Raw genomic sequence first — 23571 nt, 5'->3', positions numbered from 1 at the left:
CCACGCCCTCATCGCCCTGGCCATGCTCACCCTCGGCGGCTACCGCCCACCCCTCCCCGGGCGAAACTGACCCACACATCAGACAGAAGAGCCGGATAACCATGCGGATGGTGGGTTATCTGCTCGTCTGCGAGTGGATAACCCAGCGTTTGGGGGGATATCCGGTTCTTGTGGTGGATGTGTGGGTGGGGCGAGCGGGCGCATGCCGTTGGGTGGGTTGGGCGTTGTCGAGAAGCAGGGGGCGGATCGCCAGGCCATCACATCGGGTGCTGTCGGCGGTGTCAGGCGGGCAGCGGGAGGTAGGTGGTGATTGTGATGGGCTGGCGGTCCGCCGCGTCGGGGGCCCGTTCACGGGGTGGCACGTTGGGCGTGCCGGGGGCGGGAGGCGCTAGGAATGTACAAGCCGGGGGGATGGGAGTGCGGGATGGTGGTGGGGTGGATGACGTTAGTGAGCCGGTGCGGTTTGAGACGAAGATTGCTGTGGTGTTGCGGGAGGACTTGGCCGCCTGGCAGCGGGTCAATGTGGCGGCGTTCCTGGTGAGTGGGATTGCGGGGACGCATCCGGAGGTGGTGGGGGACGACTACGAGGATGCGGACGGGCAGACGTATCTGCCGATGTTTCGGCAGCCGGTGATGGTGTTCGAGGGGGCCAAGGAGTTCATGCGTACGGCGCATGAGCGAGCGCTCAAGCGGGAGCTCGAGTGTGCCGTGTTCACGCAAGAGTTGTTTGCTACGGGCAATGATCGGGACAACCGGGCCGCGGTGAAGGCGGTTCGGACCGAGGAGCTGGACCTGGTGGGGATCGCGGTGTACGGGCCGAAGAATGCGGTCGACAAGGTGCTCAAGGGCGCGGCCAAGCACCCCTGAGGAGGTAGCGCTCGAGGGCGAAGGGCTTGAGTTCGGGTGCGCGCTCGTCGGACAGGATCAGGGGTACGACGTGGCGCGCCGTGCCAGGCGCCAGCGTGAGACCGAGCATGCCGTGGCCGGTGGCGACGTACAGGCCGGGGTGACCGGGGACGGGACCGATCAGCGGCAGGCTGTCCGGGGTGGCTGGGCGCATGCCGGCGAACGTTGCTGTCGACAACCCGGGCCGCCAGTCGGCAAAGTACGGCCTGGTGCGGTTGACGATGGTGGACAGGAGGCGTTCGGCGATCGGGCCGCCGGGCCGGCCGAGGTCCAGGCGAGCGGCCACGCGGACGCCGTCGGCGAACGGCGTGATCGCGATACTCGGCTCGACCAGCTTCACGGCCAGCTGCGGAGCGCGGCCGGTGCCCGGTGTGGTGATGCTGTAACCAGTTGCCGCGAGCAACGGAAGTCGTACGCCGAGCACGGCCAGCAACTCGGTCGACCACGCACCCGCCGCCACCAGGAGCCGGTCACAGTCGAAGCTCCCCGCACTGGTCTCCACCCGCCAGCCGACCCCGTCCGGTCCCAGCCGGCTCGCCGTACCACTCACCAACCGGCCACCCGCGTCGGCCAGTTGCTTGTGCAGGGCACGCAGGACCTGTTCCGGCCGCACCTGCACCTCGTCAACGGCATGTACGGCGCCACTGACCGCAGAACCGAGCGCTGGTTCGCGCGAGCGAGCCGCGGACCCATCGAGCACCTCGTAGCCGCCCTTGTACCCGGCAGCCGTCGTAGCCTCGGCCAACTGCGCCACCTCGTCCAGCCCGGCCTGCGTGACCGCAGCCATCAGCAGACCGGTCTGCCGGAGCTCAAGATCCGCTGTCTCCTGCAACCGGGCGAAGTCGTCCACACACCCGGCACCAAGATCCAGTACGGCGCGCAACCCGGCCGCATACCGACCAGCGGACCCACTGCGCACGAACCCGACCAACCAGCGCAGCAAGCTCGACGTCAGCCGCGGAGCGACACTGAACGGCGCCTCCCGATGCAATGCCTGGCGTGCCGAGTGCAGCAGTACGCCGGGACCGGACAACGGAGCCGACAGCGCCGGCACGACCCACCCGGCCGCAGCAGGGGACGCGAAGCCCGCCTGCGGCCCGGCGTCCAGCACGGTCACGTCGGCCCCGGCCCTGGCCAGCTCCACAGCCGACCAGAGCCCGATCACGCCGCCGCCGATGACGATGATCCGCATCGCGCCGCCTACTGTCCGGCCGCATACGACGCGAGGAACGTCCGCGTCCGCAGCTCACGCGGCGTGCCGAGCACGTCGGCCGGCTCGCCTTCCTCGACGATCCGCCCGCCGTCGACGAACACGACCCAGTCGGCCACCTCCCGCGCGAACGGGAGCTCGTGCGTCACCAGCACCATCGTCATCCCGTCGTCGGCCAGTTCGCGCATCACTCGCAGTACCTCCGCGGTCGACTCGGGGTCCAGGGACGACGTGGGCTCGTCGAAGAGCAGGACGTTCGGCCGCAGGGCCAGCGCCCGGGCGATGGCGACTCGTTGCTGCTCACCACCCGACATCTGTTCCGGATAAGCGATTCCGCGATGGGCGAGCCCGACCCGCCGGAGCAGCTGGACCGCGCGCTCCAATGCGTCACGTTCCGGGATCCCGGCCCGCAGTTGCGCCAGCATCACGTTCTCCACCGCGGTCAGGTGCGGGAACAGGTTGAACCGCTGGAACACCATGCCGACCGACTGCCGCAGCTTCGCCAGGTCGCGGCAGCGCACCTCGTCCTCGGCGAAGATCGTCTCGCCGGCCACTTCCAGCAGGCCGTGATCCGGTTGCTCGAGCAGATTCAGGCAGCGCAGCAACGTGGTCTTGCCGCCGCCGCTCTGGCCGATGATCGCCACGATCTTCTTGTGCCGGACCGTCAGGCTGACCCCGTCGAGCACCAGTCGCCCGTCGAAGGACTTGCTCAGGTTCTCGATCCGTACGACGACGTCCGGATGCGCCACGCTGAGCTTCATGCCGACGGTCCTTCCAGGAGTGCACGCGCAGCCGCGAGACGCCGGCGCCGCCGGGGAGTGAGCGGCACACCGGCCCGGATCCGTCGCTCGAGCCAGAGCAACCCTTGGGACAGCGGGTAGCAGAGCGCGAAGTAGATCGCCGCGATCACCAGGTAGACCTCCAGCGCGCGGAACGTCGCCGACGTGATCAACCGGCCCTCGGACATCAGCTCCGCCGCCGAGATGGTGACCAGCAACGACGTCGACTTCAGCAGGTCGACCAGCATCGTGTTCGTGCCGGGCAGCGCCGATCGCAGTGCCTGCGGGAAGACGACGTACGCGAAGGTGCTGATCCGGCCGAGGCCGAGCGCCTCCGCGGCCTCCTGCTGGCCGCCGTGCACACCGGCGATCGCGGACCGGAAGATCTCCGACAGGTAGGCGGCGTAGAAGACGATCAGGCTCACGCAGCCGGCGCTGAACACGTCGAGCTTCAGGCCGGCCGAGGCCAGCCCGAAGTAGGTGACGAAGATGATCGCGAGCAGCGGGATGTTCTTGAACACCTCGGTGTAGACGGCGGCCGGCGCCCGGAGCGCGCGGTGCCGGCTCACCCGCAGCAGCGCCAGCACCAGACCGAGTACGGCGGCGCCGGCGAAGCTCGCGACCGTGTAGGCGACGGTCCGGCCAAGGCCGTCGAGCAGGGCCGGTGAGTAGTCCGACCAGGGCACCTCGAAGAGTTGGGTCAGCATCAGGGGCTCCTCAGATCGACGGGGGCTGCCAGTCGGCCGGCCGGTCGACGCCACGCCGGGTCACGGCGATCTCCGGCGCCGGCTTCAGGAACTGGTCGGGCGCGCCGCCGTACTTCTCGATCAGCTTGGTCAGCTCGCCGCTGGCGTACATCGCCCGGATCTGCTCCGAGATCGCCTTCTCCAGCGCGGTCGCCTGCTTGGGCAGGTAGAAGCTGGTCATGTACGAACGGAAGTACTCGTACTGCGGACGCGCCTTGACCTCCGCATCGGTCGGTGGCGTCAGGTACTGCGTCTCGACCTTGAGCTCCGGTCGTTCCTTCTGCGCGGCGAGCACCAGCAGCGGGTCTAGGAACCCGACATTGATGCGCCCGGCCCCGAGGTCGTCGAAGACCCCGTTGCCGTCCGGGTACGCGTGCAGCTTGGCGCCCGGCACGGCCTGGATCGACTTGACCCACACGTAGCCCTCGACGGTCCCGAGATCCTTGCCCTGCAGGTCGTTCACGGTCTGGTAGTGCTCACCGCTGCGGACTGCCATCGCGGGAGGCGAGTAGTACGGCGGGTCGGTGAACAATCCCTGCTTCTGCCGATCCGCGGTCCAGGCGACACCGCCGATGGTGATGTCGACCCGCCGGGACTGGACGTTGGCCAGCATCCCGGCGAAGTCGGTGAGCTCGGGTTTGACGGTCAGCCCGAGCTTCCCGGCCACGGCGTTGAGGATGTCGGCGTCCAGGCCGGCCATCTTGTCACCCACCATCGACGTGTATGGCGCGTACGGCTGGATGGCGACCTTGAGGACGCCGGGCTCGATCGTGCCGAGCGCGGCGGCCGCGTCGGAGACCGGCGCCTTGGACTCGCCGCCGCACGCGGTCAGCGTGCCGATCAGCAGTGCGGCGGCGGTGAGCAGTGGAGCGACCCGGGACCGGGCCAGAAGTGCCTTCGACATGGCGTGCCTTTCCGTGTCTCGACCCCGATTTCTTCAAGGCTAGAGACGCCGTCGGACCACGTCATTGGACGGCTGATCCAGGAATCGACGATCATCGGGGCACTTCGCTGTACGCTTCGTACAAGATGCTGTCCGCTCCGTTGGCCCAGCAGATCGCCCGGGAGACGTCCGAGGTGATCGGCTACAACGTGCTCATCACCGACGACCACGGCATCGTCATCGGCAGCGGCGACACCAGCCGGCTGGGCAGCTTCCACGAGGCATCGGTCGACGTACTGGCGTCCCAGCAGGCGGCGTGGCACACCGCGGCCGAGGCGCAGCGGCTGCGTGGGGTCAAACCCGGGATGACGCTGCCGATCGTGATCGACGGTGCGGCGGTCGGGACGGTCGGCATCACCGGGTCGCCGCGGCAGGTGCGGCGGTTCGGCCTGGTGGTCCGGCGGCAGACCGAGATCCTGCTGCAGGAGTCGGTTGAGCTCCGGTCCCGACTGCTGCGCGAGCGGGCGCTCGAGGAGCTCGTCCGCGACATCGGATCCTTCGACGCCGACGTGGTCGACCCGGCGTTCCTGGCCGGCCGGGCGAAGGAACTCGGCTTCGACCTCACCGCGCAGCGCACAGTCGTGATCGTCGAGGTGGACGAACCCGTGCCGGCCGGCGGCGGCGTACCGGATGTCGCGACGCTCCGGCCCGAGGTGCTGCGGACCTTGCGCCAGACCTTCGGATCGGCCGATCTGGTGGCCGCGATGACGGCCGGGCGGTTCGCCGTGCTGCCGGTGCTCGGACGCCGGAGCCGGGGGACCGCCGAAGACCGGCTGCGGCTGGGGCAGGTCGCCGTACGGGCGGTCGCGTCCGAGCACGGGTTCGCGTCGCGGGCCGGGGTGGGCGGAGCCGCGCGCGGGATTGCGGCGTTGCGGGAGGCGTACGCCGATGCCGGCGACGCGCTCCACCTCGGCAAGGGGTGTGAGCCGGGCGAGACGGCGTACGTGATCGATGGGCTGCGTGGGCATCAGGTGCTCGCAGCGGTCGGTCATCGAGCACGGTCGCGGCTGGTGTCACTGGTCGCAGGTCCGCTCGCGACCCAGGCGGACTGGCCGGAGCTCCGGGCCACCCTGATCGCCTGGTGCGAAAGCGGCTTCAACCTGGTGCGGACCGCCGATGCCCTGCACATCCACCGCAACACCCTGATCTACCGCCTGGAGAAGATCGAACGCCTCACCGGCCGTCCCTGGCGCGACCACCGCAGCACCCTCACCCTCTACCTGGCCTGCCACGCCTCCCAGCTCGACAGCCCCTAGCGCGAAACGCAACCAACCTCTGCCCGGACGATTCCCGGTGGACAGAGGTTGGTTGCGTCAGTTCAGCAGACGAATTCGTAGCTCTCGGCGTCGTTGTCGAAGCCCTGCAGCTCCAGGTTGTTGTACGACGTGTTGGCCTTGAGGTCCACGCTCCGGCCGCCGAGGTTGTCGTCGGCGTACAGCCGGACGATGCAGTTGGTCTCGTTGCGGACCGACGAGATCTCGTTGTCGCCGTCCCAGCCGTCGATGTCGCAGCCGTCCGGGCAGGTGTCCGGGGTGGTGTCGATGTACTGACTGCCGGTGTTGGTGGTTCTGCATCACCTCCAGCCAAAGCGCCCGGACTTTCAGATCACTTTCAGTCAGCTTTCGCAATCCCTCCGTGACGAAGCCGAGACAGAGCCGACGGACGGCCGTCACCCAGGCGACGAAAAGCCCCTGGACCGGACCGGTCCAGGGGCTTCAGAGGTGTCGCAGGGGTCAGACGCGCCGGAAGATCAGCGCCCGCTTCACTTCCTGGATCGCCTTGGTGACCTCGATACCGCGCGGGCACGCGTCGGTGCAGTTGAAGGTGGTCCGGCAGCGCCAGACGCCCTCCTTGTCGTTGAGGATCTCCAGCCGCTGCTCGGTGCCCTCGTCGCGGCTGTCGAAGATGAACCGGTGCGCGCCGACGATCGCCTGCGGGCCGAAGTACTGGCCGTCGGACCAGAACACCGGGCAGGACGTCGTACACGCTGCGCACAGGATGCACTTGGTGGTGTCGTCGAACCGGTCCCGGTCGGCCTGCGACTGGATCCGCTCCCGGGTCGGCTCGTGGCCGCTGGTGACCAGGAACGGCATCACCGAGCGGTACGCGTCGAAGAACGGCTCCATGTCGACGACCAGGTCCTTGAGCACCGGCAGGCCCTTGATGGGCTCGACGGTGATCTCCTTCTCCGGGTTCAGGTCCTTGATCAGCGTCTTGCAGGCCAGCCGGTTACGGCCGTTGATCCGCATCGCGTCGGAGCCGCAGACGCCGTGCGCGCAGGACCGGCGGAAGGTGAGCGTGCCGTCCTGGTCCCACTTGATCTTGTGCAGCGCGTCCAGGACGCGGTCGGTCGGCTGCAGCGTGACCGAGTAGGTCTTCCACTCGGACTCGTCGACGACCTCCGGGTTGTACCGCAGGATCTTGACCTTGACGTCCATCAGTACTTGCGCTCCATCGGCTTGTAGCGGGTCTGCACGACCGGCTTGTAGTCCAGCCGGATGTTGACGTTGCCTTCAGCATCGATGTCGCGGTACGCCATCGTGTGCCGCATGAAGTTGACGTCGTCGCGCTTGTCGTAGTCCTCGCGGAAGTGGCCGCCGCGGGACTCCTTGCGGGCCAGCGCGGACACCACCAGCACCTCGGCCAGGTCGATCAGGAAGCCGAGCTCGACGGCCTCCAGCAGGTCGGTGTTGAACCGCTTGCCCTTGTCCTGGACCGCGACGTTCGCGAACCGTTCCTTCAGCGACTCGATGTCGACCAGCGCCTGCTTCAGCGAGCCCTCGGTCCGGTACACCTGCGCGTTCAGGTCCATGGTCGCCTGCAGGTCGCTGCGGATCGCGGCCACCCGCTCGTCACCGGTCGCGTTCCGCAGCCCCTCGACCAGGTCGACGACGAACGTCTCCGGGGTGTCCGGAAGCTCCTCGAAGACCGCGGTCTCGGCGTACTCGGCGGCCGCGATGCCGGCCCGGCGGCCGAACACGTTGATGTCGAGCAGCGAGTTCGTGCCCAGCCGGTTCGCGCCGTGTACGGACACGCAGGCGACCTCACCCGCGGCGTACAGGCCGGGGATCACGTCGTCGTTGTTGGCCAGCGCCTCGCCCTTGATGTTGGTCGGGATGCCGCCCATCGCGTAGTGCGCGGTCGGGAACACGGGGATCTGCTCGGTATACGGCTCCACCCCGAGATAGGTCCGGGCGAACTCGGTGATGTCCGGCAGCTTGGCGTCGATGTGGGCCGGCTCCAGGTGGGTCAGGTCGAGCATCACGTAGGCGCCGTCCGGTCCGCAGCCGCGGCCCTCCCGCACCTCGTTCGCCATCGCCCGGGCGACCATGTCCCGCGGCGCCAGGTCCTTCACGGTCGGCGCGTAGCGCTCCATGAACCGCTCGTTGTCCTTGTTCCGCAGGATCCCGCCCTCACCGCGGGCCGCCTCGGACAGCAGTACGCCGAGACCCGCCAGGCCGGTCGGGTGGAACTGGAAGAACTCCATGTCCTCCAGCGGCAGGCCCTTGCGCCAGACGATGCCCATGCCGTCGCCGGTCAGCGTGTGCGCGTTCGACGTGGTCCGGAAGACCTTGCCGAACCCGCCGGAGGCGAACACGACGGACTTGGCCGAGAAGATGTGCAGCTCGCCGGTGGCCAGCTCGTAGGCGACCACGCCGCTGGCCCGGCCGTCGGTCATCAGCAGGTCGAGGACGTAGAACTCGTTGAAGAACTCCACGTTCTGCTTGATGCACTGCTGGTACAGCGTCTGCAGGATCATGTGACCGGTGCGGTCGGCCGCGAAGCACGAACGCCGTACGACGGCCTCGCCGTGGTTGCGGGTGTGGCCGCCGAAGAACCGCTGGTCGATCTTGCCCTCGGCGGTCCGGTTGAACGGCAGGCCCATCTTCTCCAGGTCCAGGACCGCGTCGACGGCCTCGCGGCACATCACCTCGGCCGCGTCCTGGTCGACCAGGAAGTCACCACCCTTGACCGTGTCGAAGGTGTGCCACTCCCAGTTGTCCTCCTCGACGTTGGCCAGCGCGGCGCACATGCCGCCCTGGGCCGCGCCGGTGTGCGACCGGGTCGGGTAGAGCTTGGTGAGCACCGCGGTCCGGGTCCGCTTGCTGGACTCGAGGGCGGCGCGCATACCGGCTCCGCCCGCGCCGACGATGACGACGTCGTACTGATGGCGCTGCATTGTTCTGAGATCCTTACTTGCTGCAGACCGACAGCGTGCTGTTCGGGTCCAGGCAGGGGTCGAAGGTGAAGATCACCAGGGTGCCGAGCACGACGATCACGATCGACGCGGTGATCAGCAGGGACTTCAGCCAGAACCGGGTCTGGTCCTTCTCGGCGTAGTCGTTGATGATCGTGCGCAGTCCGTTGGTGCCGTGCAGCATCGCCAGCCACAGCATCAGCAGGTCCCAGACCTGCCACAGCGGGTTGGCCCACTTGCCGGCCACGAAACCGAAGTCCAGCGCGTTGATCCCGTCGCCGAGCATCAGGTTCACGAACAGGTGGCCGAGCACCAGGACGACGAGGGCGAGGCCGGACAGCCGCATGAACAGCCAGCTGTACAGCTCGAAGTTGGTCTGCCCGGACCGGTTCCGGCCGCCGCCCTTGAGCGAACGGGAGGGGGAGCTGGACCGGGGGGCCGCGATCTCCGACATCTCAGCCTCCGAAGACATGTGTGAGGTGGCGGATCACGAACGGCACGAACAGCACGACCCAGAGCACGCCGACGCCGATCATCAGCTGGCGCTGGTAGCGCGGGCCCTTGGCCCAGAAGTCCACCAGGATCAGCCGGATGCCGTTGAACGCGTGGAACAGGATGGCGGCCACCAGGCCGACCTCGAGCAGGCCGACGATCGGGTTCTTGTAGGTGCCGATGACCTCGTTGTACGCCTCCGGGGAGACCCGGACCAGCGCGGTGTCGAGCACGTGCACCAGCAGGAAGAAGAAGATCCCCACGCCAGTGATCCGGTGCGCGACCCATGACCACATGCCCTCCCGGCCGCGGTACAGCGTGCCGGCTGGTTTGCTGGGCAAACCGATCCTCCGATCGGACGTCTGACCGAGAGCCGTGCGGCTGCCGCGACCGGCTCGACCCGGGCGAAAACCAGGCCGCTTCGATGCTAGTCCTGTGATCAGGCTCGAAATGTCCTGACAGGTGTGAGATCGGTCGCGTCGGTGGCCCATCCGACCGGTCCGCGACTGGCCCTCGACGGTGACCCGGAGATCGTCTTGACTTCAACCGGGCTTGATTGTCGAGACTTCCGGGAGGCCGGGGATGTCGCCCGGGTCACATCGAGGGGAGAACACGGTGAGTTTCTGGATCTGTGCGACCTGTGCGGTCGAGCACTCCGAGCAGGTCGAGGTCTGCGCGATCTGCGCCGACGAACGCCAGTGGGTGCCCGCCGACGGGCAGCACTGGACCACGCTGGACGAACTGGCCGCCGCCGGTACCGAGGTCACCGTCGACGAGGTCGAGCCAGGCCTGTACGGCGTACAGTCGAAGCCGCCGGTCGGGATCGGGCAACAGTCGATGCTGCTCACGACCGCCGAGGGCAACCTGCTCTGGGACCCGATCGGGTACCTCGACGACGACGCCGTACGCCGGGTCCGCGAGCTTGGCGACGTGGTCGCGATCATCGCCAGCCACCCGCACATGTACGGCGTCCAGGTGGAGTGGAGCCACCGGCTCGGCAACGCGCCGGTCTACGTGTCCGAAGCGGACGCCGAATGGGTCGCCCGCCAGGATCCGGTCATCCAGACCTGGTCCGGCAAGCTCACGCCGCTCCCTGGGGTGACCCTGATCCAGCCTGGCGGGCACTTCCCGGGCAGTGCGGTCGTGCACTGGGCGAACGGTGCCGACGGCAAGGGCGTGGTCCTGTCCGGCGACACCATCTTCGCCAACCCCGACCGCACCTCGGTCAGCTTCATGCGCAGCTACCCGAACCGCATCCCACTGTCCGGCGCCGTCGTCGACCGAGTGGCCCGCTCCCTCGACCCCTTCGACTACGACCGCCTCTACAACAACTTCGGCTCCGTCATCCCGGTCGACGCCAAGGCGATCGTCCGCCGCTCCGCCGACCGCCACGCCGCCTGGACCCGAGGCGACTACGACCACCTGACCTGATGACAGCCCGGACCGCCCCCACGGCAAGGGGCGGTCCGGGGGCTGGGTCAGGTGCGGCCGACTGCCAGGCCGTCGATCTGGATGAGTTTGCCACTCGTGGCGGACACGAACTTGAGGGTGCCGCTGAACAGGGTGGTTTGCACGGGGAGGCCGAGAACGACCTGGCGGTGGGTGGTCGGGTAGGCGAGGTTGACCGTGGTCAGGTACCTGTTGCCTGCGTACACCGCGACCGAGCCACAGGTCGGGCACCGGGTCGCGATCAGGAAGAACCGCTTGCCCTGCACAGTCCGCGTCAGCGACTTGCCGTACGCCGTCGTCTGCGTCGTCGTGCCGTAGTAGAACGTCGACCCGGTAGCCCGCGTCCAGCCGGTCGAGGCCAACGTCAAAGACCGATCGTCCAGCGGCCGCGAGAAGCACCTTTCCGCACTCCACTGGCCGATGTTCCCGAGCTTGTCCTTGGCCCGCACGGACACGCAGTACTCATACCCAGCCGCAACCGCGAGATTCATCGACGTAGCGGTCGTGTTCGTCCACGGCTGTACATAAGCGCCGTATGGCCCGGCAGACGTGGCCCGGCGGTACTGCACGTCGTACGACGCAACCCCATTGGCATCCGTGGCCGACACCGTCAAGGTCGCCGTCGCGGCCACCGACGACTGGTACGTCGGCGCCACCATCCGCGCCACCGGGCCGTCCGCGTCGACGGTGATGTCCCGGTACGCGGAGGCGCCCGTTCCATCCGGTGCGCTCGCCCCGATGACGACCTGGTAGTCCCCGGACCGCAGTTCTTTCGCCGTGAAGGGCGAGGTGCACGGCGCGGCGGGCACGAACGATCCCTTCACCTCGCAGCGGAATGTGGTACCCGCAGGGAAGGCCGAACCGTCGAACGGAATCGAGATGTCCGGCCCCATCAGCGCCGGAGTCGGCTTGATCGTCAAGCCGAGCTGCTGCCAGGCCACGTCCGCTCGATTCGTCACGCTTTTCAGCCCGCTGTACACGTACAGGCCGCCGCCGATCGACGTGCCGAGCTGGTAGACGCGGCCGCTGGCCGTCAGCGCCAGGATCCAGCTGCGGCCGGACGGATCCAGGGTGATCTCGCGCACGTCGGCGTCGAGCGTTGGGGTCACACCCCCGGTGTCCCCGGCCAGTTGCACGGTCGAGCCGTCGCCGTAGGCGACCCACTTGCCGTCAGCCGAGACTCGAACCGGCCGGTCGGCCGGCACCTCGGCCTGACCCGGCCAGGTGGCGATCCGGGTCCCACCGGCCGTGGCGTCGATCTTGGCGAGCCGGCTCGGCGTGAGGCGGTGGTCGGACACCACCAAGGTGCGGGCGTCCGGCATCCAGCTCGGGCTGGACAGCCCGCAGTCGATCTTCGTCGGCGTACCGCCGGTGGCCGCGATCACGTACACGCACGGGCTATCGTTCTCGGGCGCCTGGAACGCGATGCGGGTGCCGTCCGGCGACCAGTCCAGGCGGGTGATCGGCGCCGCGGAGCTCCAGAGTTTCACCGGTACGCCGAGCTCACCCGGGGCGACCTTCTGCGTCCACAGGGTTCGCTCGGTGGTGTTCGTGACGTAGACGAGCGACTGCCCGTCCGGGGAACTGGCGACGGCCTCCTTCGGCTTGACCGAGTTCGGATCCGCCGGGAACGGGACGACGTAGCCGAACTTGTCCGCGGCCGCCAGGTCCCGGCTGTCCGGCTCGCCCTGCGTCACCACGATCTGCTCGTTCGTCCGCGGGACGGCCAGACGCGCGCTGACCGGTCCCTCGCCGACCTCGTTGACGACCGAGACGGCGTACTCGATGCCGGGCTTGGCGGTGGGCTCGGGGACGACGAAGTCGCCGGTCGTCCTCTCCGGGAACCACTCCTTCGTCTCCGCGCCGTTCAGGTAGCGGTGCAGGTTGTAGCCGAGAACCGGTGTACCACCTGCGGTCTGCAACGACCGCCAGCTGACCGTGTTGCCGTTGTACGTCGGCCGCACGTCCACATTCTGCGCCTGGGCGACATCGACTCCGTAGCCAGTGAGCTTCACGCTGTGCCGGCCCAATGAGGTGGAGTCGTGGACGGTCATCGTCGTCGACTCCGGACCGGGCACCTGGGGCATGAATCGCACGGTAGCGGTGCAGGTCGCCCCGGGCGGCAACGTTTGCGAGCAGTTGTGCGGGAATTCCGGGTCCATTCGCCAGTCGATCCACTCGTTGGCGACCAACACTCCGGAGATCCGGACCGGATCGATTCCCGTGTTCTTGACGGTGAACGAGGTCCTTGTGGCCACACCGACGCGGACCCTGCCGAAGTCGTACTTCTCCGGCGTGACGGTCAGCGCCTGGTAACCGATCGTGCTGCGGTAGCGAAGGTCGATCGCGGTGACGGCCATGCTGCCCGCGCAGTCGGTCACGCGCAGTTTCGCAGCGAGGGTTTCGAGCTCGAGGGCGGCGGTGTAGGCGACCGCCGTGACAGACAGGTATCCGTCGGCGGTGCAGCTGCGGTCGCCTTGGGTGAGGTCGAGCTCCGATGGCCCCAGCGAGTAGTTGCCAGGCCCGCTGATGAAGGCCGGGAGCCGCAGCTTCACGGTGCCCGCCGACAGCGTGCGGGACCCGTTTGCCGGCGCGGATGCCGTCACCGTTCCGGCGATCTCGTTGTGCGGCCAGGTCATGCCGGAGGTCGGGTCGACGGCGAGTACGTCGATGTCGCCGACGGCCGGGGCCTCGGCTACGCGGGTGGCCTTGACCTCGGGGCTGATCACCGGGTCGGTGTCGGAGGTGGCGATGACGCGGTAGTCGGCGGTGGTGCCGGCGGGGATGGTTTCGTCGATCCAGGTGGTCGTCGAGTCGGTCAGCGCACCGCTCACGTCCTGCCAGTCGGCGGTCTGCTTGCGTTCGACGCGGTAGCCGGTGGCGTCCACGTCGTTCCAGGTGACGCCGATGCCGGTGCGGGTCGGGAAGACCTGGGCGGTCGGGGTGGTGACCGTCTCTTCGCCGAAGGCGGCGTGGGCGAGGAACGGGATGGTGATGGCCGCGAGGGCTGCGGCGAGGGCATAACGGAACAAGGCAGATCTGCGGGCGCGGCGCATCGAATCTCCAGGCAGGGGGATTCCGGTGCGCCCCGATCACACCGGCGAGAAAGGAAAGAAATACCGCGATTGCGGTCTTCACCGCAACCCGGTTGCAGCTTTATGCAGCCATGCGGGACTGGGCCAGGCGGTGGTGGAGGGCGAGCATGCGGTCTACGCAGGTCTGCCAGTCGTAGAGCTCGGCTCGGCGGCGGGCTGCGGCTCGGCGGCCGGGGAGCTCGGACAGGGCCAGGACGGCGTTGGCCAGGGCTGAGGGGGTTGCGGGGGCCCAGCGGCCGCAGGATTCGTCTACCAACTCGCGGGCGCCGCCGGTGGAGGCGGTGACGACCGGAGTGCCGGCGGCCAGGGCTTCCAGGACGGCCAGACCGAAGGTTTCGCCGGGGCAGACGGAGAGCGCGATGTCGGCCTCGGCGAGGTGGCGGGCCAGGGTCCGACGGCCGTCGACGTACCCGTGGAAGGTGACGGGGGCCGAGCCCGCGATGGCGATCAGCTCGTCCAGGTGAGGGCCGGAGCCGTAGACGTCCATCCGCATGTTCACGCCTCGCCGGTACAGCTCGGCTGCGGTGGCGACGGCCAGGTGCGGGCTCTTCTCGCGGGACAGGCGGCCGGCGTGCACGAGTTTGAGTACGCCGTCGTCCGCCGGCGACGCCAGGGACGGGTGGAACGTGTCCAGGTCGACGCCGAGCGGGATCCGGACGAGTGGCGTGGTCACCTCGTCGAACTCCGCCGCCGCGTAGCGGGACGTCACCACGACAGCGTCGTACGTCCGGCTGAGCAGTTTGTAGAGCGCGCCGACTCCGGCGGCGACACCGAGCTGGCGGCCGGTGCGTAGTGACAGCATCGCGTCCAGGCGCTCGTGGCTGAACAGGATCGCGCCGATGTCGTTCTTGCGCGCCCACCGGGCCACCGGCAGCAACGTCGACTTGTCCGAGATCTCCACCGTGGTGGGACGGAAGCGCTCGAGCGTGTCGATCACGCGCCACGGGTCGGTGATCAACCGGTAGCCGCCGCCGACCTTCGGGGCCTTCATCCGGATCACGGTGCCGACCTCGGTCTCGGTCACGGTGTCGCGTTCGCCGGGCGTGATCACGATCCGTTCCGCGCCGGCGTCGGCGTACCCCTGGCCGAGGTGCTCGATCGCGGTCCGCATCCCACCCGAGGTCGGTCCGACGAAGTTGGCCAGCTGGGCGATGCGCAATTGGGTCATGCGACCCGCCGTACGGCCGCCGCCTCGCGGAGGACCTCGGCGTAGTGCCGGTCCACAAGGTCGTCGACCACCGCCGGCCAGGTCCGGCTCTGCACCCGTTCCAGTCCGGCGGCAGCCATCCGGCCGCGGGCAGTCGGATGGTCGAGCAGGGTCTTGACCGCGTTCCGTAGCGAGCCGGGCTGACCGGGCTCGAACAGCAGCCCGTTGTCACCCGGACGGATCAGGTCGAGCGGACCGCCTGCGGCCGGGCCGACCGTGGCGACCCCGGAGGCCTGTGCCTCCTGGATGGTCTGGCAGAAGGTCTCGTGCTCGCCGGTGTGCACGAACACGTCCAGCCCGGCGAAGATCGATGCCAGGTCGGCGCCCCGGCGCATCCCGAGGAACGTTGCATTGGGCAAGGAGTGCTCCAGGGTGGCGCGGTCCGGGCCGTCGCCGACGACGACGATCCGGCAGTCCAGGTCGGTCAGCTCGGCGAGCCGCCGGACCTTCTTCTCCGCGGCCAGCCGGCCGACGTACCCGACGATCGGCCGGCCGTCCGGGGAGATCTCCCGGCGCCAGGCCTCGTCGCGGTGGCTGGGGTCGAACAGGTCCAGGTTCACGCCGCGCCCCCACAGGTGCACCCGCGGTACGCCGCCCTGCACGAGCTGCTGGACCGACGAGGTGGACGGCGCCAGGGTGCGGTCGGCGCGGGAGTGCACCCGCCGTACCCAGCGCCAGACACCGCGGTCGGCGGCCGCGAACCAGGGGTACTGGCGGGCGAACCCGGCGATGTCGGTCTGGAAGATCGCGACCGTCGGCAGGCCGAGCTTCCGTGCGCTGCGCAGGCCGTAGGCGCCGATGATGAACGGCGAGGCCAGGTGCACCAGGTCGGGCCGGAACTCGGCCATCGCCCGCTCGATCGAGGGATCGGGCAGACCGACCGGAAACTCCTTGTACCCCGGGATCCCGAAGCTCCGCGCCCGCAGCACAGGCACGTCGCGGTAGGTGTCGGGACCGGGCCCGGCGGCGATGATCAGCAGCTCGTGCCCGCGGGCGAGCAGCCGGTCGGCGACGTGGCGAACCGTGTTCGCGACGCCATTGATCTGCGGCAGGAAGGACTCAGCCACCATCACGATGCGCACGCTCCGAAGGTTCCCCACCGTGCATGAACCCTCGGCGACACTCTCGTGACACCGCGTCGATTCCCTGTCGACGCGTACAGAGACGTGAAGTGTCCTTCAGGTTGCCACCAAGCGCCTGTTCGTTAGTGCGGCGCGAACACTGGGAATCGGCTGGGCTGATGTCATCCGGAAAATGGCAGGGCGAGGTAGGCCTTGAGGCTGCCGCAGCCTTGGCTTGCTGCTTGTTGCGCGGACTTGGACAGCGGAGTGTTCACGGTCTGCAGGTTGGGGATCGTCGTGACGCCCAGCTCGACCGCCGCCAAGGCCTGTTGCGGTTGTCCGGCGGGTGGTTGGTCCCAGTGGATGCAGACGATCCCGACGGTGATGGCCTCGTTGTTCAGATTTCGCAACTCGACGGCGGCGAACGGCCCGAACTTCGTCGTCGGGCGCCGGTACCCGTTCATGGCCTGCGGATCGGCGACCTCGAGCGGGATGGCGTAGTTCACGGAGACCAGGTCCCGCACCTTCACCCGGACGTCGACCACCCGGGCGACGTCAGCGCCGCTGAAGGCGAGAACGTCCCAACCCTCTCCTCGCCACGAGACGACCACCTGGCCCCGATCCGATCCGTAGGCCGTGCGCACGGTGATGCCCGGAACCGGTGCCCCGGTGCTGTCCAGCGGCGTGATCTCCAGGGTCGGGGCGACGGCGGACGGCCCTCTGTTGAGGATGGTCAGAACCTGGTCCATGCGACCGGGCCCCCCGAACCGCTGATAACCGAAGAACAGTTGGTCCGGCTTGGTGGTCATCGGACGCTCAGGAGCCGGCGAGCAGCCGGTGATGCCAAGGGCAACCGCGATCAGTGCCAAGGCTGCCGGGATCAGGCCACGCACGCGCATTCGTACTCCGCTTCTGGAGGTGAACAGGAAGTGGTCAGCTCATGACCAGCCAGACTTCCTCGTTGAAGAGGGTCAATCGGACCTGTTGACCCACCGGCTTGAGGTCAACCCGCCAGCCGGCCACGTAGGCGGTGTGGGAACGACCGTCGAGGTGCTGGTTCGTCCACTCCCGCACGGGCTGTACGGCGCTGCCGCTCAGGTGTCCGAGGACCTTCTCGAAGTCCTTTGGAGCGGCAGCGGTGGCGACCAGATAGGTGATGCCGCTGTCCGGCCCCGAGAACTTCAGCGCCAGACCGGGTTTGCGTTCACAGGTGTCGTTGTCGGCTGTGCAGGACAAACCGTCGGCACGCAGAGCGTCGGCCAAAGTCGATTCGGTGGTGTCGAGGTGGAGTACCGGGACCTTGAGTTGGGTGCTGTTGAGCTTCGCCGCGCTGACCTCGGTCTTCTCACCCCGGCCGATGATCTGGTAGTTGCCCCAGGAGCCGTCGACCCATCCGCCCCAGGCCCGCAGCACGTTGTTCACCCGCGGTAGATCCGTGGGGAACACGATCTCCCCCACCGTGCCGGCCAGCGACCGCAGCGCAGGGCCGGTTTCGCCGGTGCCCCTCACCTTGATGGTCAGCCCGGTGACGCTGCCGTCCGGCCGGTACTGGAAGACGACGTCGGAGGTGACTCGGCCGGTCGCCTGGAAGGCGAAGCAGCCGCTGTGCCCGCCGTCCGGTGCGGTGAAGCGCACGCTGCACTCCAGGCCGCGGCCAGTCAGCGCATCCGCGAGCGTCCGCGCCTCACCGATGACCGATCCGCCGGCGGTTGCGAGTGCCGATGCGGGACGGTGCAGCGACATTGCGATCCTTCCGACGGTCAACGGGTGAGGGTGGTGGTGACGGTTCCTGCGGGGTACCAGTTCTCGAAGTCTTTGTACTGAGCGGTGAACGTGGTGGTGCCGCGGGGCAGGGCGTAGGTGGCGGTGAACGTGCCTGCGGAGGTCAGCTCGGGGTTGCCGATCGAGCGGGGCGTCGAGCCCGATGGGGTGGCGAAGAGCTGGAGGAACTGCTGGTTGGTGGAGCTGCCCGGGCGGGACATCGGCGAAGTCCACGTGACGGTGACGTAGGCGGTGGACTTGTCCTTGCCCGACCCGGTCCGTGCAGTGACCTGGATATCGGTGACCGGCGCCTTCGGCGCGTGGGACGGGCCGAACGAGTGCAGCAGCTGGACGTTCTGGTACGTGTCGTCGTATGTGATGGCCCACGCCCGGGTGCCGCTGGAGTTCAGCAGCAGCGTGCCCTTCCAGATCTCGTCGCTGCGCCGGAAGTCCACGGCGTACGTCGGGGTCGTGCTGCCCTTGGCGTAGAAGAGGACGTCGGCGTCGTTGGAGCCGGTGCTCGAACGAGCCACCGCGACCGTGGAGCCGTCGGCGGACCATGCCGCGTCGGCCGGGTAGACGCCACTCGGGTAGGTGGTGGAATCGGAGAGGTCCGGCAGCTTGTACGAGTGGTGCTCGTACGGGTAGCCGGTCGTCTCGATGACCTCGTTCCCGTCGGGACTGACGGTGTAGTCGATGAGATTCTCGCCGGTCTTCTCGCGCCGCCCGACGATCGCCGGTGTCGCGCCCGAGACGTCGATGACGTACGTCGTGACCGGCGAGATCCCGGTGTCCCCGGCGACCAGGAGGCCGTTGGCGGCGCCGGAGATGATCGGGTGGTAGTCGGGCCCGTCGGTGTAGACGATCGGGGCCGTCCCGGGCGCGGACCAGATCAGCAGGCCGGACTTGCCGACGCCGCAGTCGAGGAAGGCGGCGACGACCTTGTCCCCGGTCGGTTCGGCGGCGTAGACGCAGGCGCCGGGCGGGGCGGCGTACGTTGCCGAGGGCACCAAAGTGTCCGCGTCCAGCGCGGTCACCCGCTCGTAGTCATGAGTGACGAGGAGCTGCTGACGGTCGGCGCTGAGGACCACATCGGAGGCGCCGGTCACAGCCGTGACCTTGGTCTGCAGTACGCCGTCCAGATCGGTCACGACGAGCGGGAGTTGGCTCCCGGCGCCTTGCGCGAGATAGAGCCGGCCGCGGGGCTCGTCGAGTTCCATCGCGCGGAGGTCCTGCACCGGCAGTTGGGTGCCGACGCTCTTCGCAAGCACCGGCTCGTCGGCCGAGCTGGGGTCGGCGATCACCACGCCGACAGCGGACAGAGTGATCAGGGCGAGGCCACCGAGGGCCAGTCCACGCGCACGCATTCGAGTACTCCGGGGTTCGGCGGAAAGTCCTTCCCCCGAAGCCGGGTCAGCCTAGAAGGAATTCACCGGACGGCCAAATCGACCGGACGACTGTGTCGGAGCCCACCCGCTGCGTGCGCGATGTCACCCAGGCGGTGCATACCAGTGCGGGTGTGGTTCGGCCTACCGTTGGGGGATGAGTCATCGGAGTGAGTCGGGGTTCGAGTTCGCGCCGGTGTACGGGCCGGAGGCGCTGGACGGGTTCGCGGCGGACGCGAAGCTCGGGGAGCCGGGGCGGTTCCCGTTCACCCGCGGGGTCTACCCGACGATGTACACCGAGCGGCCCTGGACGATGCGCCAGTACGCCGGTTTCGGTACGGCGGCCGAGTCGAACCAGCGCTACCACCAGCTGATCGACCACGGCACGATGGGCCTGTCGGTGGCGTTCGACCTGCCCACCCAGATGGGCTACGACTCCGACGCCCCGATCGCGCACGGCGAGGTCGGCAAGGTCGGGGTGGCGATCGACTCGATCGACGACATGCGGGTGCTGTTCGACCGGATCCCGCTGGACCAGGTGTCCACCTCGATGACGATCAACGCGCCCGGCTCGGTGCTCCTGCTGCTCTACCAACTGGTCGCCGAGGAACAGGGTGTCTCCGGGGACAAGCTCACCGGCACGATCCAGAACGACGTACTGAAGGAGTACATCGCGCGCGGCACCTACATCTACCCGCCGAAGGAGTCGCTGCGGCTGATCAGCGACATCTTCGCGTACTGCAAGGCGGAACTGCCGCGCTGGAACACGATCTCGATCTCCGGCTACCACATGGCCGAGGCCGGAGCGACGCCCGCGCAGGAGATCGCCTTCACGCTGGCGGACGGGATCGAGTACGTCCGGGCCGCGGTCGAGTCCGGCCTGGACGTGGACGAGTTCGCGCCCCGGCTGTCGTTCTTCTTCGTCGCCCGGACGACGTTGCTCGAGGAGGTCGCGAAGTTCCGCGCCGCCCGCCGGATCTGGGCCCGGGTGATGCGCGAGGAGTTCGGCGCCACCAACCCCAAGTCGATGATGCTGCGGTTCCACACCCAGACCGCCGGCGTCCAGCTCACCGCGCAGCAGCCCGAGGTCAACCTCGTCCGGGTGGCGATCCAGGGCCTGGCCGCCGTACTGGGTGGAACGCAGTCCCTGCACACCAACTCGTACGACGAAGCCATCGCCCTGCCCACCGAGAAGGCGGCCCGGCTCGCGCTGCGCACCCAGCAGGTGCTCGCCTACGAGACCGACGTGACCGCGACCGTCGACCCGTTCGCCGGTTCGTACGTCGTCGAGTCGCTGACCGACGAGGTGGAGGCGGCCGCGGTCGAGCTGATGGAGCAGGTGCAGGAGTACGGCGGCGCGGTCGCGGCGATCGAGAAGGGCTTCCAGAAGCAGGAGATCGAGCGGTCGGCGTACCGCATCGCCCAGGAGATCGACTCGGCCGAGCGCGTGGTGGTCGGGATGAACAAGTTCAAGATCGCCGAGGAAGAGCCGTACGAACCGCTCCGGGTGGATCCGGCCATCGAGGCCCAGCAGGTCGAGCGGCTGGCCAAGCTGCGGGCCGAGCGGGACCAGGCGGCCGTGGACGGGGCGCTGGCCGCGCTGAAAGCTGCTGCCCAGGGCAACGAGAACTGCCTCTACCCGATGAAGCAGGCCCTGAAGGCCCGGGCCACCGTCGGCGAGGTCTGCAACGCGCTGCGGGACGTCTGGGGCGTGTACGTGCCGGCCGACACCTTCTGATTCCCGGCCATCGAGGTCCAGGTCCCGAACCGCTGATCCTCAGTCCAGCAGGGCGCAGGACGCCAACACCGTCATCCCGAGGGCGATGGCGTCTTCGTCCGGCGTGAAGCCGGGCGTGTGCAGGTCGGCGGCGTCCTCCACGCCCGGTGAACGGACCCCGAGCCGGGCCATCGCACCCGGGACGTGCTCGAGGTACCAGGCGAAGTCCTCGCCGCCCAGGCTCTGATCGGTCGACGCCACCGCATCCGGCCCGACCGACAGTTCGACGGCCCGCTTCAGGACGCCGATCGCCTCCGCGTCGTTCATCACCGGCGGCACCCCGTGGGTCACCTCGGTGCTGACCTCGACGCCGTACGGCGCGATCAGCTGGTCGGCCAGCGACGGGATCAGGTCGGCGGCCAGCTTCCAGGCGTTCACGTCCAGGCAGCGCAGGGTGCCTTCGGCCTCGCCGCGGGACGGGATCGCGTTCGCGGCCGACCCGGCGGTGATCCGGCCCCAGACCAGTGACATCCCGGACCGGGGGTCGACCCGGCGGGACAGGGCGGCCGGCATCTCGGTGACCAGGGTGGCGAGGGCGTAGACGAGATCGCCGGTGAGGTGCGGGCGCGAGGTGTGGCCGCCGGCGCCGGTCAGCCGGACCAGGACCCGGTCGGCGCCGGCGGTCAGGGCGCCGACCCGCAGGCCGACCTCGCCGACCGGGAGCCGCGGATCGCAGTGCAGGCCGTAGATCCGCCGTACCCCTTCCATTCCGCCGGCCGCGATCACGCCGAGCGCGCCGCCGGGCATGACCTCCTCGGCGGGCTGGAAGATCAGCCGCACGCGGTGGTTCAGCAGGCCGTCGGCCGCCATCCGGGCGAGCACCACCGCGGTGCCGATCAGGACCGCGGTGTGGACGTCGTGACCGCACGCGTGGGCCACGCCCTCGTGGGTGGAACGAAAGGGGCCGTCGTGACCGTCCGTGACAGGAAGCGCGTCGATGTCGGCTCGCAGGGCCACGCAGGTGTCGCCGGAACCGATGTCGCAGATCAGGCCGGTGCCGGTCGGCAGCACCTCCGGGGACAGCCCGGCGTCCACCAGCCGCCGCCGGATCAGCTCGGTCGTCCGCACCTCGTGCCAGCCGAGCTCCGGGTGGGCGTGCAGATCGCGACGTACCGTCACGATCTCGTCCCGGACCGCGGCGATCCGGCTCTGCAGATCGCTGAGCAGCACCTGCTGCGAAATCGTCATTGCGCGATTCTCGCACCGGCGCCACGAGACGACGGTCCCAGGCTCCGAGACCGGACGGATCCGGTCAGGCCTAGCTCACCCGGCGGAGTGGAAATCTGGCGGAGCGTCACGACGGAAACTACGATTGAGTAACGAGCATTTCAGTCACGCATTGTCAGTGGCTGGGGGGTCTGGGCGGGTCTATGGTGTCGCTGCGAACGCCTGCACGGGGCGATCTGGAACGAGGAGGCATCTTGCGGCACACGACGAAGCTGGTGGCACTTGCCGCCACCGTGGCGCTGTTGATGGCGGGCTGCGCCAAGAAGGAAGAAACGGGCGCCGCCGCCAGCGACGAGCTGTGCGCCGACAAGTCGGGGGCGGGACCCAAGATCGGCCTGGCCTACGACATCGGCGGTCGCGGCGACAAGTCCTTCAACGACCTCGCCGCGGCGGGTGTGAAGAAGGCCGTGGAAGAGCTGGACGCCACCTGTGAGGAGGCCGAGGCCGGCCAGGAGGAGCCCGACTCCGCGAAGGAGGAGCGGCTGCGCACGTTGGCCGAGGCCGGCTTCAACCCGATCATCGGCGTGGGTTTCGTCTACACCGAAGAGGTCGTCAAGGTCGCCAAGGAGTACCCGGACATCAAGTTCGCCATCGTCGACGGCTTCGGCGAGGCTCCGAACGTCACCAACCTGGTGTTCTCGGTCGAGCAGGGCTCGTTCCTGGTCGGTGTCGCCGCGGCACTGAAGTCGAAGGCGAAGAAGGTCGGCTTCATCGGTGGTGTCCGGGGGCCGATCATCGACCCGTTCGCGGCCGGTTACAAGGCCGGTGTGGCCGCTGTCGACCCGGCGATCACGGTCGACATGAAGTGGCTGTCCGACAAGGGTGACGCGAAGGCGTTCGCGAACCCGGCCGGTGGCAAGACCGCCGCGACCGCGCTGTACGACGCCGGCGCCGACGTCGTCTTCCACGCCGCCGGTCTGTCCGGCAACGGCCTGTTCGACGTGGTGGCGACCAAGCCGGAAGGCACCTGGGCGATCGGCGTCGACGCCGACCAGTACCAGACCGCGACCGCCGAGCAGCAGAAGCGCATCCTGACGTCGTCGCTGAAGAAGGTCGACGTCGCTGTCTTCGACTACGTGAAGATGTTCAAGGACGGCACCACCAAGCCCGGGTTCGACCTGTACGACATCAAGCGGGACGGTGTCGGCTACTCGACCAGCGGCGGTCACCTCGACGACGTGACGGCCCAGATCGACGAGTACAAGGCCAAGCTGGTGTCCGGCGAGCTGACGGCGCCGTCGAAGCTCTGACGACCGAAACCTCGGGCTCGGGCCGGTGACGCGGTAGCGTTCTGGCCCGAGCCCGAGGCTCGTCGCGGTGACAACGAGGTCGCCG

General features: G+C 68.6%; 21 protein-coding genes. 5 read left to right on the top strand and 16 right to left on the bottom strand.

The window, feature by feature from the left end; all coding sequences use genetic code 11:
- Positions 1 to 435 precede the first annotated feature (435 nt).
- Positions 436 to 867, top strand: coding sequence for a DUF2000 domain-containing protein (locus AB0H36_RS36975; RefSeq protein WP_360534661.1), 432 nt, complete (start codon positions 436 to 438; stop codon positions 865 to 867).
- On the opposite strand, the gene AB0H36_RS36970 is transcribed toward AB0H36_RS36975, so the two are convergent.
- Genes AB0H36_RS36970 through AB0H36_RS36955 form a run of 4 tightly spaced genes read right to left on the bottom strand, consistent with a single transcriptional unit; the run spans position 842 to position 4545 of the window.
- Positions 842 to 2098, bottom strand: coding sequence for an FAD-dependent oxidoreductase (locus tag AB0H36_RS36970; RefSeq protein ID WP_360534659.1), 1257 nt, complete (start codon positions 2096 to 2098; stop codon positions 842 to 844). The genes AB0H36_RS36975 and AB0H36_RS36970 overlap by 26 nt on opposite strands.
- An 8-nt stretch (positions 2099 to 2106) precedes the next feature.
- Positions 2107 to 2877, bottom strand: coding sequence for an amino acid ABC transporter ATP-binding protein (locus AB0H36_RS36965; RefSeq protein WP_360534657.1), 771 nt, complete (start codon positions 2875 to 2877; stop codon positions 2107 to 2109).
- On the bottom strand, positions 2874 to 3602 hold the full coding sequence (locus AB0H36_RS36960; RefSeq protein WP_360534655.1) for an amino acid ABC transporter permease: 729 nt from the start codon (positions 3600 to 3602) through the stop codon (positions 2874 to 2876). The genes AB0H36_RS36965 and AB0H36_RS36960 overlap by 4 nt, the downstream gene beginning before the upstream one ends.
- A 10-nt stretch (positions 3603 to 3612) precedes the next feature.
- The gene (locus tag AB0H36_RS36955) at positions 3613 to 4545 is read right to left on the bottom strand and encodes a transporter substrate-binding domain-containing protein (RefSeq protein ID WP_360534653.1); all 933 of its coding nucleotides are present in this window, start codon (positions 4543 to 4545) and stop codon (positions 3613 to 3615) included.
- A gap of 125 nt (positions 4546 to 4670) precedes the next feature.
- Here AB0H36_RS36955 and AB0H36_RS36950 point away from each other — a divergent pair, with 125 nt between their 5' ends.
- Positions 4671 to 5840 (top strand): sugar diacid recognition domain-containing protein, encoded by a 1170-nt coding sequence (locus AB0H36_RS36950; protein WP_360534651.1) that lies wholly within the window; start codon positions 4671 to 4673, stop codon positions 5838 to 5840.
- 62 nt (positions 5841 to 5902) lie between these two features.
- On the opposite strand, the gene AB0H36_RS36945 is transcribed toward AB0H36_RS36950, so the two are convergent.
- The 5 genes from AB0H36_RS36945 to sdhC form a co-directional block, all read right to left on the bottom strand.
- Positions 5903 to 6088 carry a peptidase inhibitor family I36 protein gene (locus tag AB0H36_RS36945; RefSeq protein WP_360534663.1) on the bottom strand — a complete coding sequence of 62 codons (186 nt, stop codon included), beginning with the start codon at positions 6086 to 6088 and terminating at the stop codon, positions 5903 to 5905.
- Positions 6089 to 6317: 229 nt separating this feature from the next.
- Positions 6318 to 7022 carry a succinate dehydrogenase iron-sulfur subunit gene (locus tag AB0H36_RS36940; protein WP_360534649.1) on the bottom strand — a complete coding sequence of 235 codons (705 nt, stop codon included), beginning with the start codon at positions 7020 to 7022 and terminating at the stop codon, positions 6318 to 6320.
- A complete protein-coding gene (sdhA, locus tag AB0H36_RS36935; protein ID WP_360534647.1) occupies positions 7022 to 8764 on the bottom strand; it encodes a succinate dehydrogenase flavoprotein subunit in 1743 nt (580 codons plus the stop codon). Before sdhA ends, AB0H36_RS36940 begins: the two co-directional genes overlap by 1 nt.
- A 13-nt stretch (positions 8765 to 8777) precedes the next feature.
- A complete protein-coding gene (locus tag AB0H36_RS36930) occupies positions 8778 to 9236 on the bottom strand; it encodes a succinate dehydrogenase hydrophobic membrane anchor subunit (protein ID WP_360534645.1) in 459 nt (152 codons plus the stop codon).
- A gap of 1 nt (position 9237) precedes the next feature.
- Positions 9238 to 9615, bottom strand: a complete 378-nt coding sequence (sdhC, locus tag AB0H36_RS36925) for a succinate dehydrogenase, cytochrome b556 subunit (RefSeq protein WP_360169520.1) — start codon at positions 9613 to 9615, stop codon at positions 9238 to 9240.
- Between the two features lie 274 nt (positions 9616 to 9889).
- Between sdhC and AB0H36_RS36920 the strand changes: the two genes are divergently transcribed.
- Positions 9890 to 10705 (top strand): MBL fold metallo-hydrolase, encoded by an 816-nt coding sequence (locus AB0H36_RS36920; protein ID WP_360534643.1) that lies wholly within the window; start codon positions 9890 to 9892, stop codon positions 10703 to 10705.
- Positions 10706 to 10752: 47 nt separating this feature from the next.
- Here AB0H36_RS36920 and AB0H36_RS36915 read toward each other — a convergent pair whose 3' ends face one another.
- From AB0H36_RS36915 to AB0H36_RS36890, 6 genes are all read right to left on the bottom strand, one after another.
- On the bottom strand, positions 10753 to 13779 hold the full coding sequence (locus AB0H36_RS36915) for a hypothetical protein (protein WP_360534641.1): 3027 nt from the start codon (positions 13777 to 13779) through the stop codon (positions 10753 to 10755).
- 100 nt (positions 13780 to 13879) lie between these two features.
- Positions 13880 to 14986: a glycosyltransferase gene (locus AB0H36_RS36910; RefSeq protein ID WP_360534639.1), complete on the bottom strand. Its 1107-nt coding sequence runs from the start codon at positions 14984 to 14986 to the stop codon at positions 13880 to 13882.
- Positions 14983 to 16107: a glycosyltransferase family 1 protein gene (locus tag AB0H36_RS36905; protein ID WP_360534637.1), complete on the bottom strand. Its 1125-nt coding sequence runs from the start codon at positions 16105 to 16107 to the stop codon at positions 14983 to 14985. The genes AB0H36_RS36910 and AB0H36_RS36905 overlap by 4 nt, the downstream gene beginning before the upstream one ends.
- 161 nt (positions 16108 to 16268) lie before the next feature.
- Positions 16269 to 16985 carry a hypothetical protein gene (locus AB0H36_RS36900; protein WP_360534635.1) on the bottom strand — a complete coding sequence of 239 codons (717 nt, stop codon included), beginning with the start codon at positions 16983 to 16985 and terminating at the stop codon, positions 16269 to 16271.
- Positions 16986 to 17019: 34 nt separating this feature from the next.
- The gene (locus AB0H36_RS36895; protein WP_360534633.1) at positions 17020 to 17829 is read right to left on the bottom strand and encodes a hypothetical protein; all 810 of its coding nucleotides are present in this window, start codon (positions 17827 to 17829) and stop codon (positions 17020 to 17022) included.
- A 17-nt stretch (positions 17830 to 17846) separates the two neighbouring features.
- Positions 17847 to 19214, bottom strand: a complete 1368-nt coding sequence (locus tag AB0H36_RS36890; RefSeq protein WP_360534631.1) for a hypothetical protein — start codon at positions 19212 to 19214, stop codon at positions 17847 to 17849.
- 175 nt (positions 19215 to 19389) lie between these two features.
- Here AB0H36_RS36890 and AB0H36_RS36885 point away from each other — a divergent pair, with 175 nt between their 5' ends.
- Positions 19390 to 20970 carry a methylmalonyl-CoA mutase family protein gene (locus AB0H36_RS36885; protein WP_360534629.1) on the top strand — a complete coding sequence of 527 codons (1581 nt, stop codon included), beginning with the start codon at positions 19390 to 19392 and terminating at the stop codon, positions 20968 to 20970.
- A 39-nt stretch (positions 20971 to 21009) separates the two neighbouring features.
- Here the strand turns inward: AB0H36_RS36885 and AB0H36_RS36880 are convergent, their stop codons facing one another.
- A complete protein-coding gene (locus tag AB0H36_RS36880) occupies positions 21010 to 22197 on the bottom strand; it encodes an amidohydrolase (protein ID WP_360534627.1) in 1188 nt (395 codons plus the stop codon).
- A gap of 233 nt (positions 22198 to 22430) precedes the next feature.
- On the opposite strand from AB0H36_RS36880, the gene AB0H36_RS36875 reads away from it, so the two are divergent.
- The gene (locus tag AB0H36_RS36875; RefSeq protein ID WP_360534625.1) at positions 22431 to 23486 is read left to right on the top strand and encodes a BMP family ABC transporter substrate-binding protein; all 1056 of its coding nucleotides are present in this window, start codon (positions 22431 to 22433) and stop codon (positions 23484 to 23486) included.
- Positions 23487 to 23571 lie beyond the last annotated feature (85 nt).

Source organism: Kribbella sp. NPDC050820 (assembly GCF_040653975.1).
Classification (GTDB): domain Bacteria; phylum Actinomycetota; class Actinomycetes; order Propionibacteriales; family Kribbellaceae; genus Kribbella.
The sequence above is the reverse complement of the archived record's forward strand: the minus strand, read 5'-3'. Positions and strand labels throughout refer to the sequence as shown.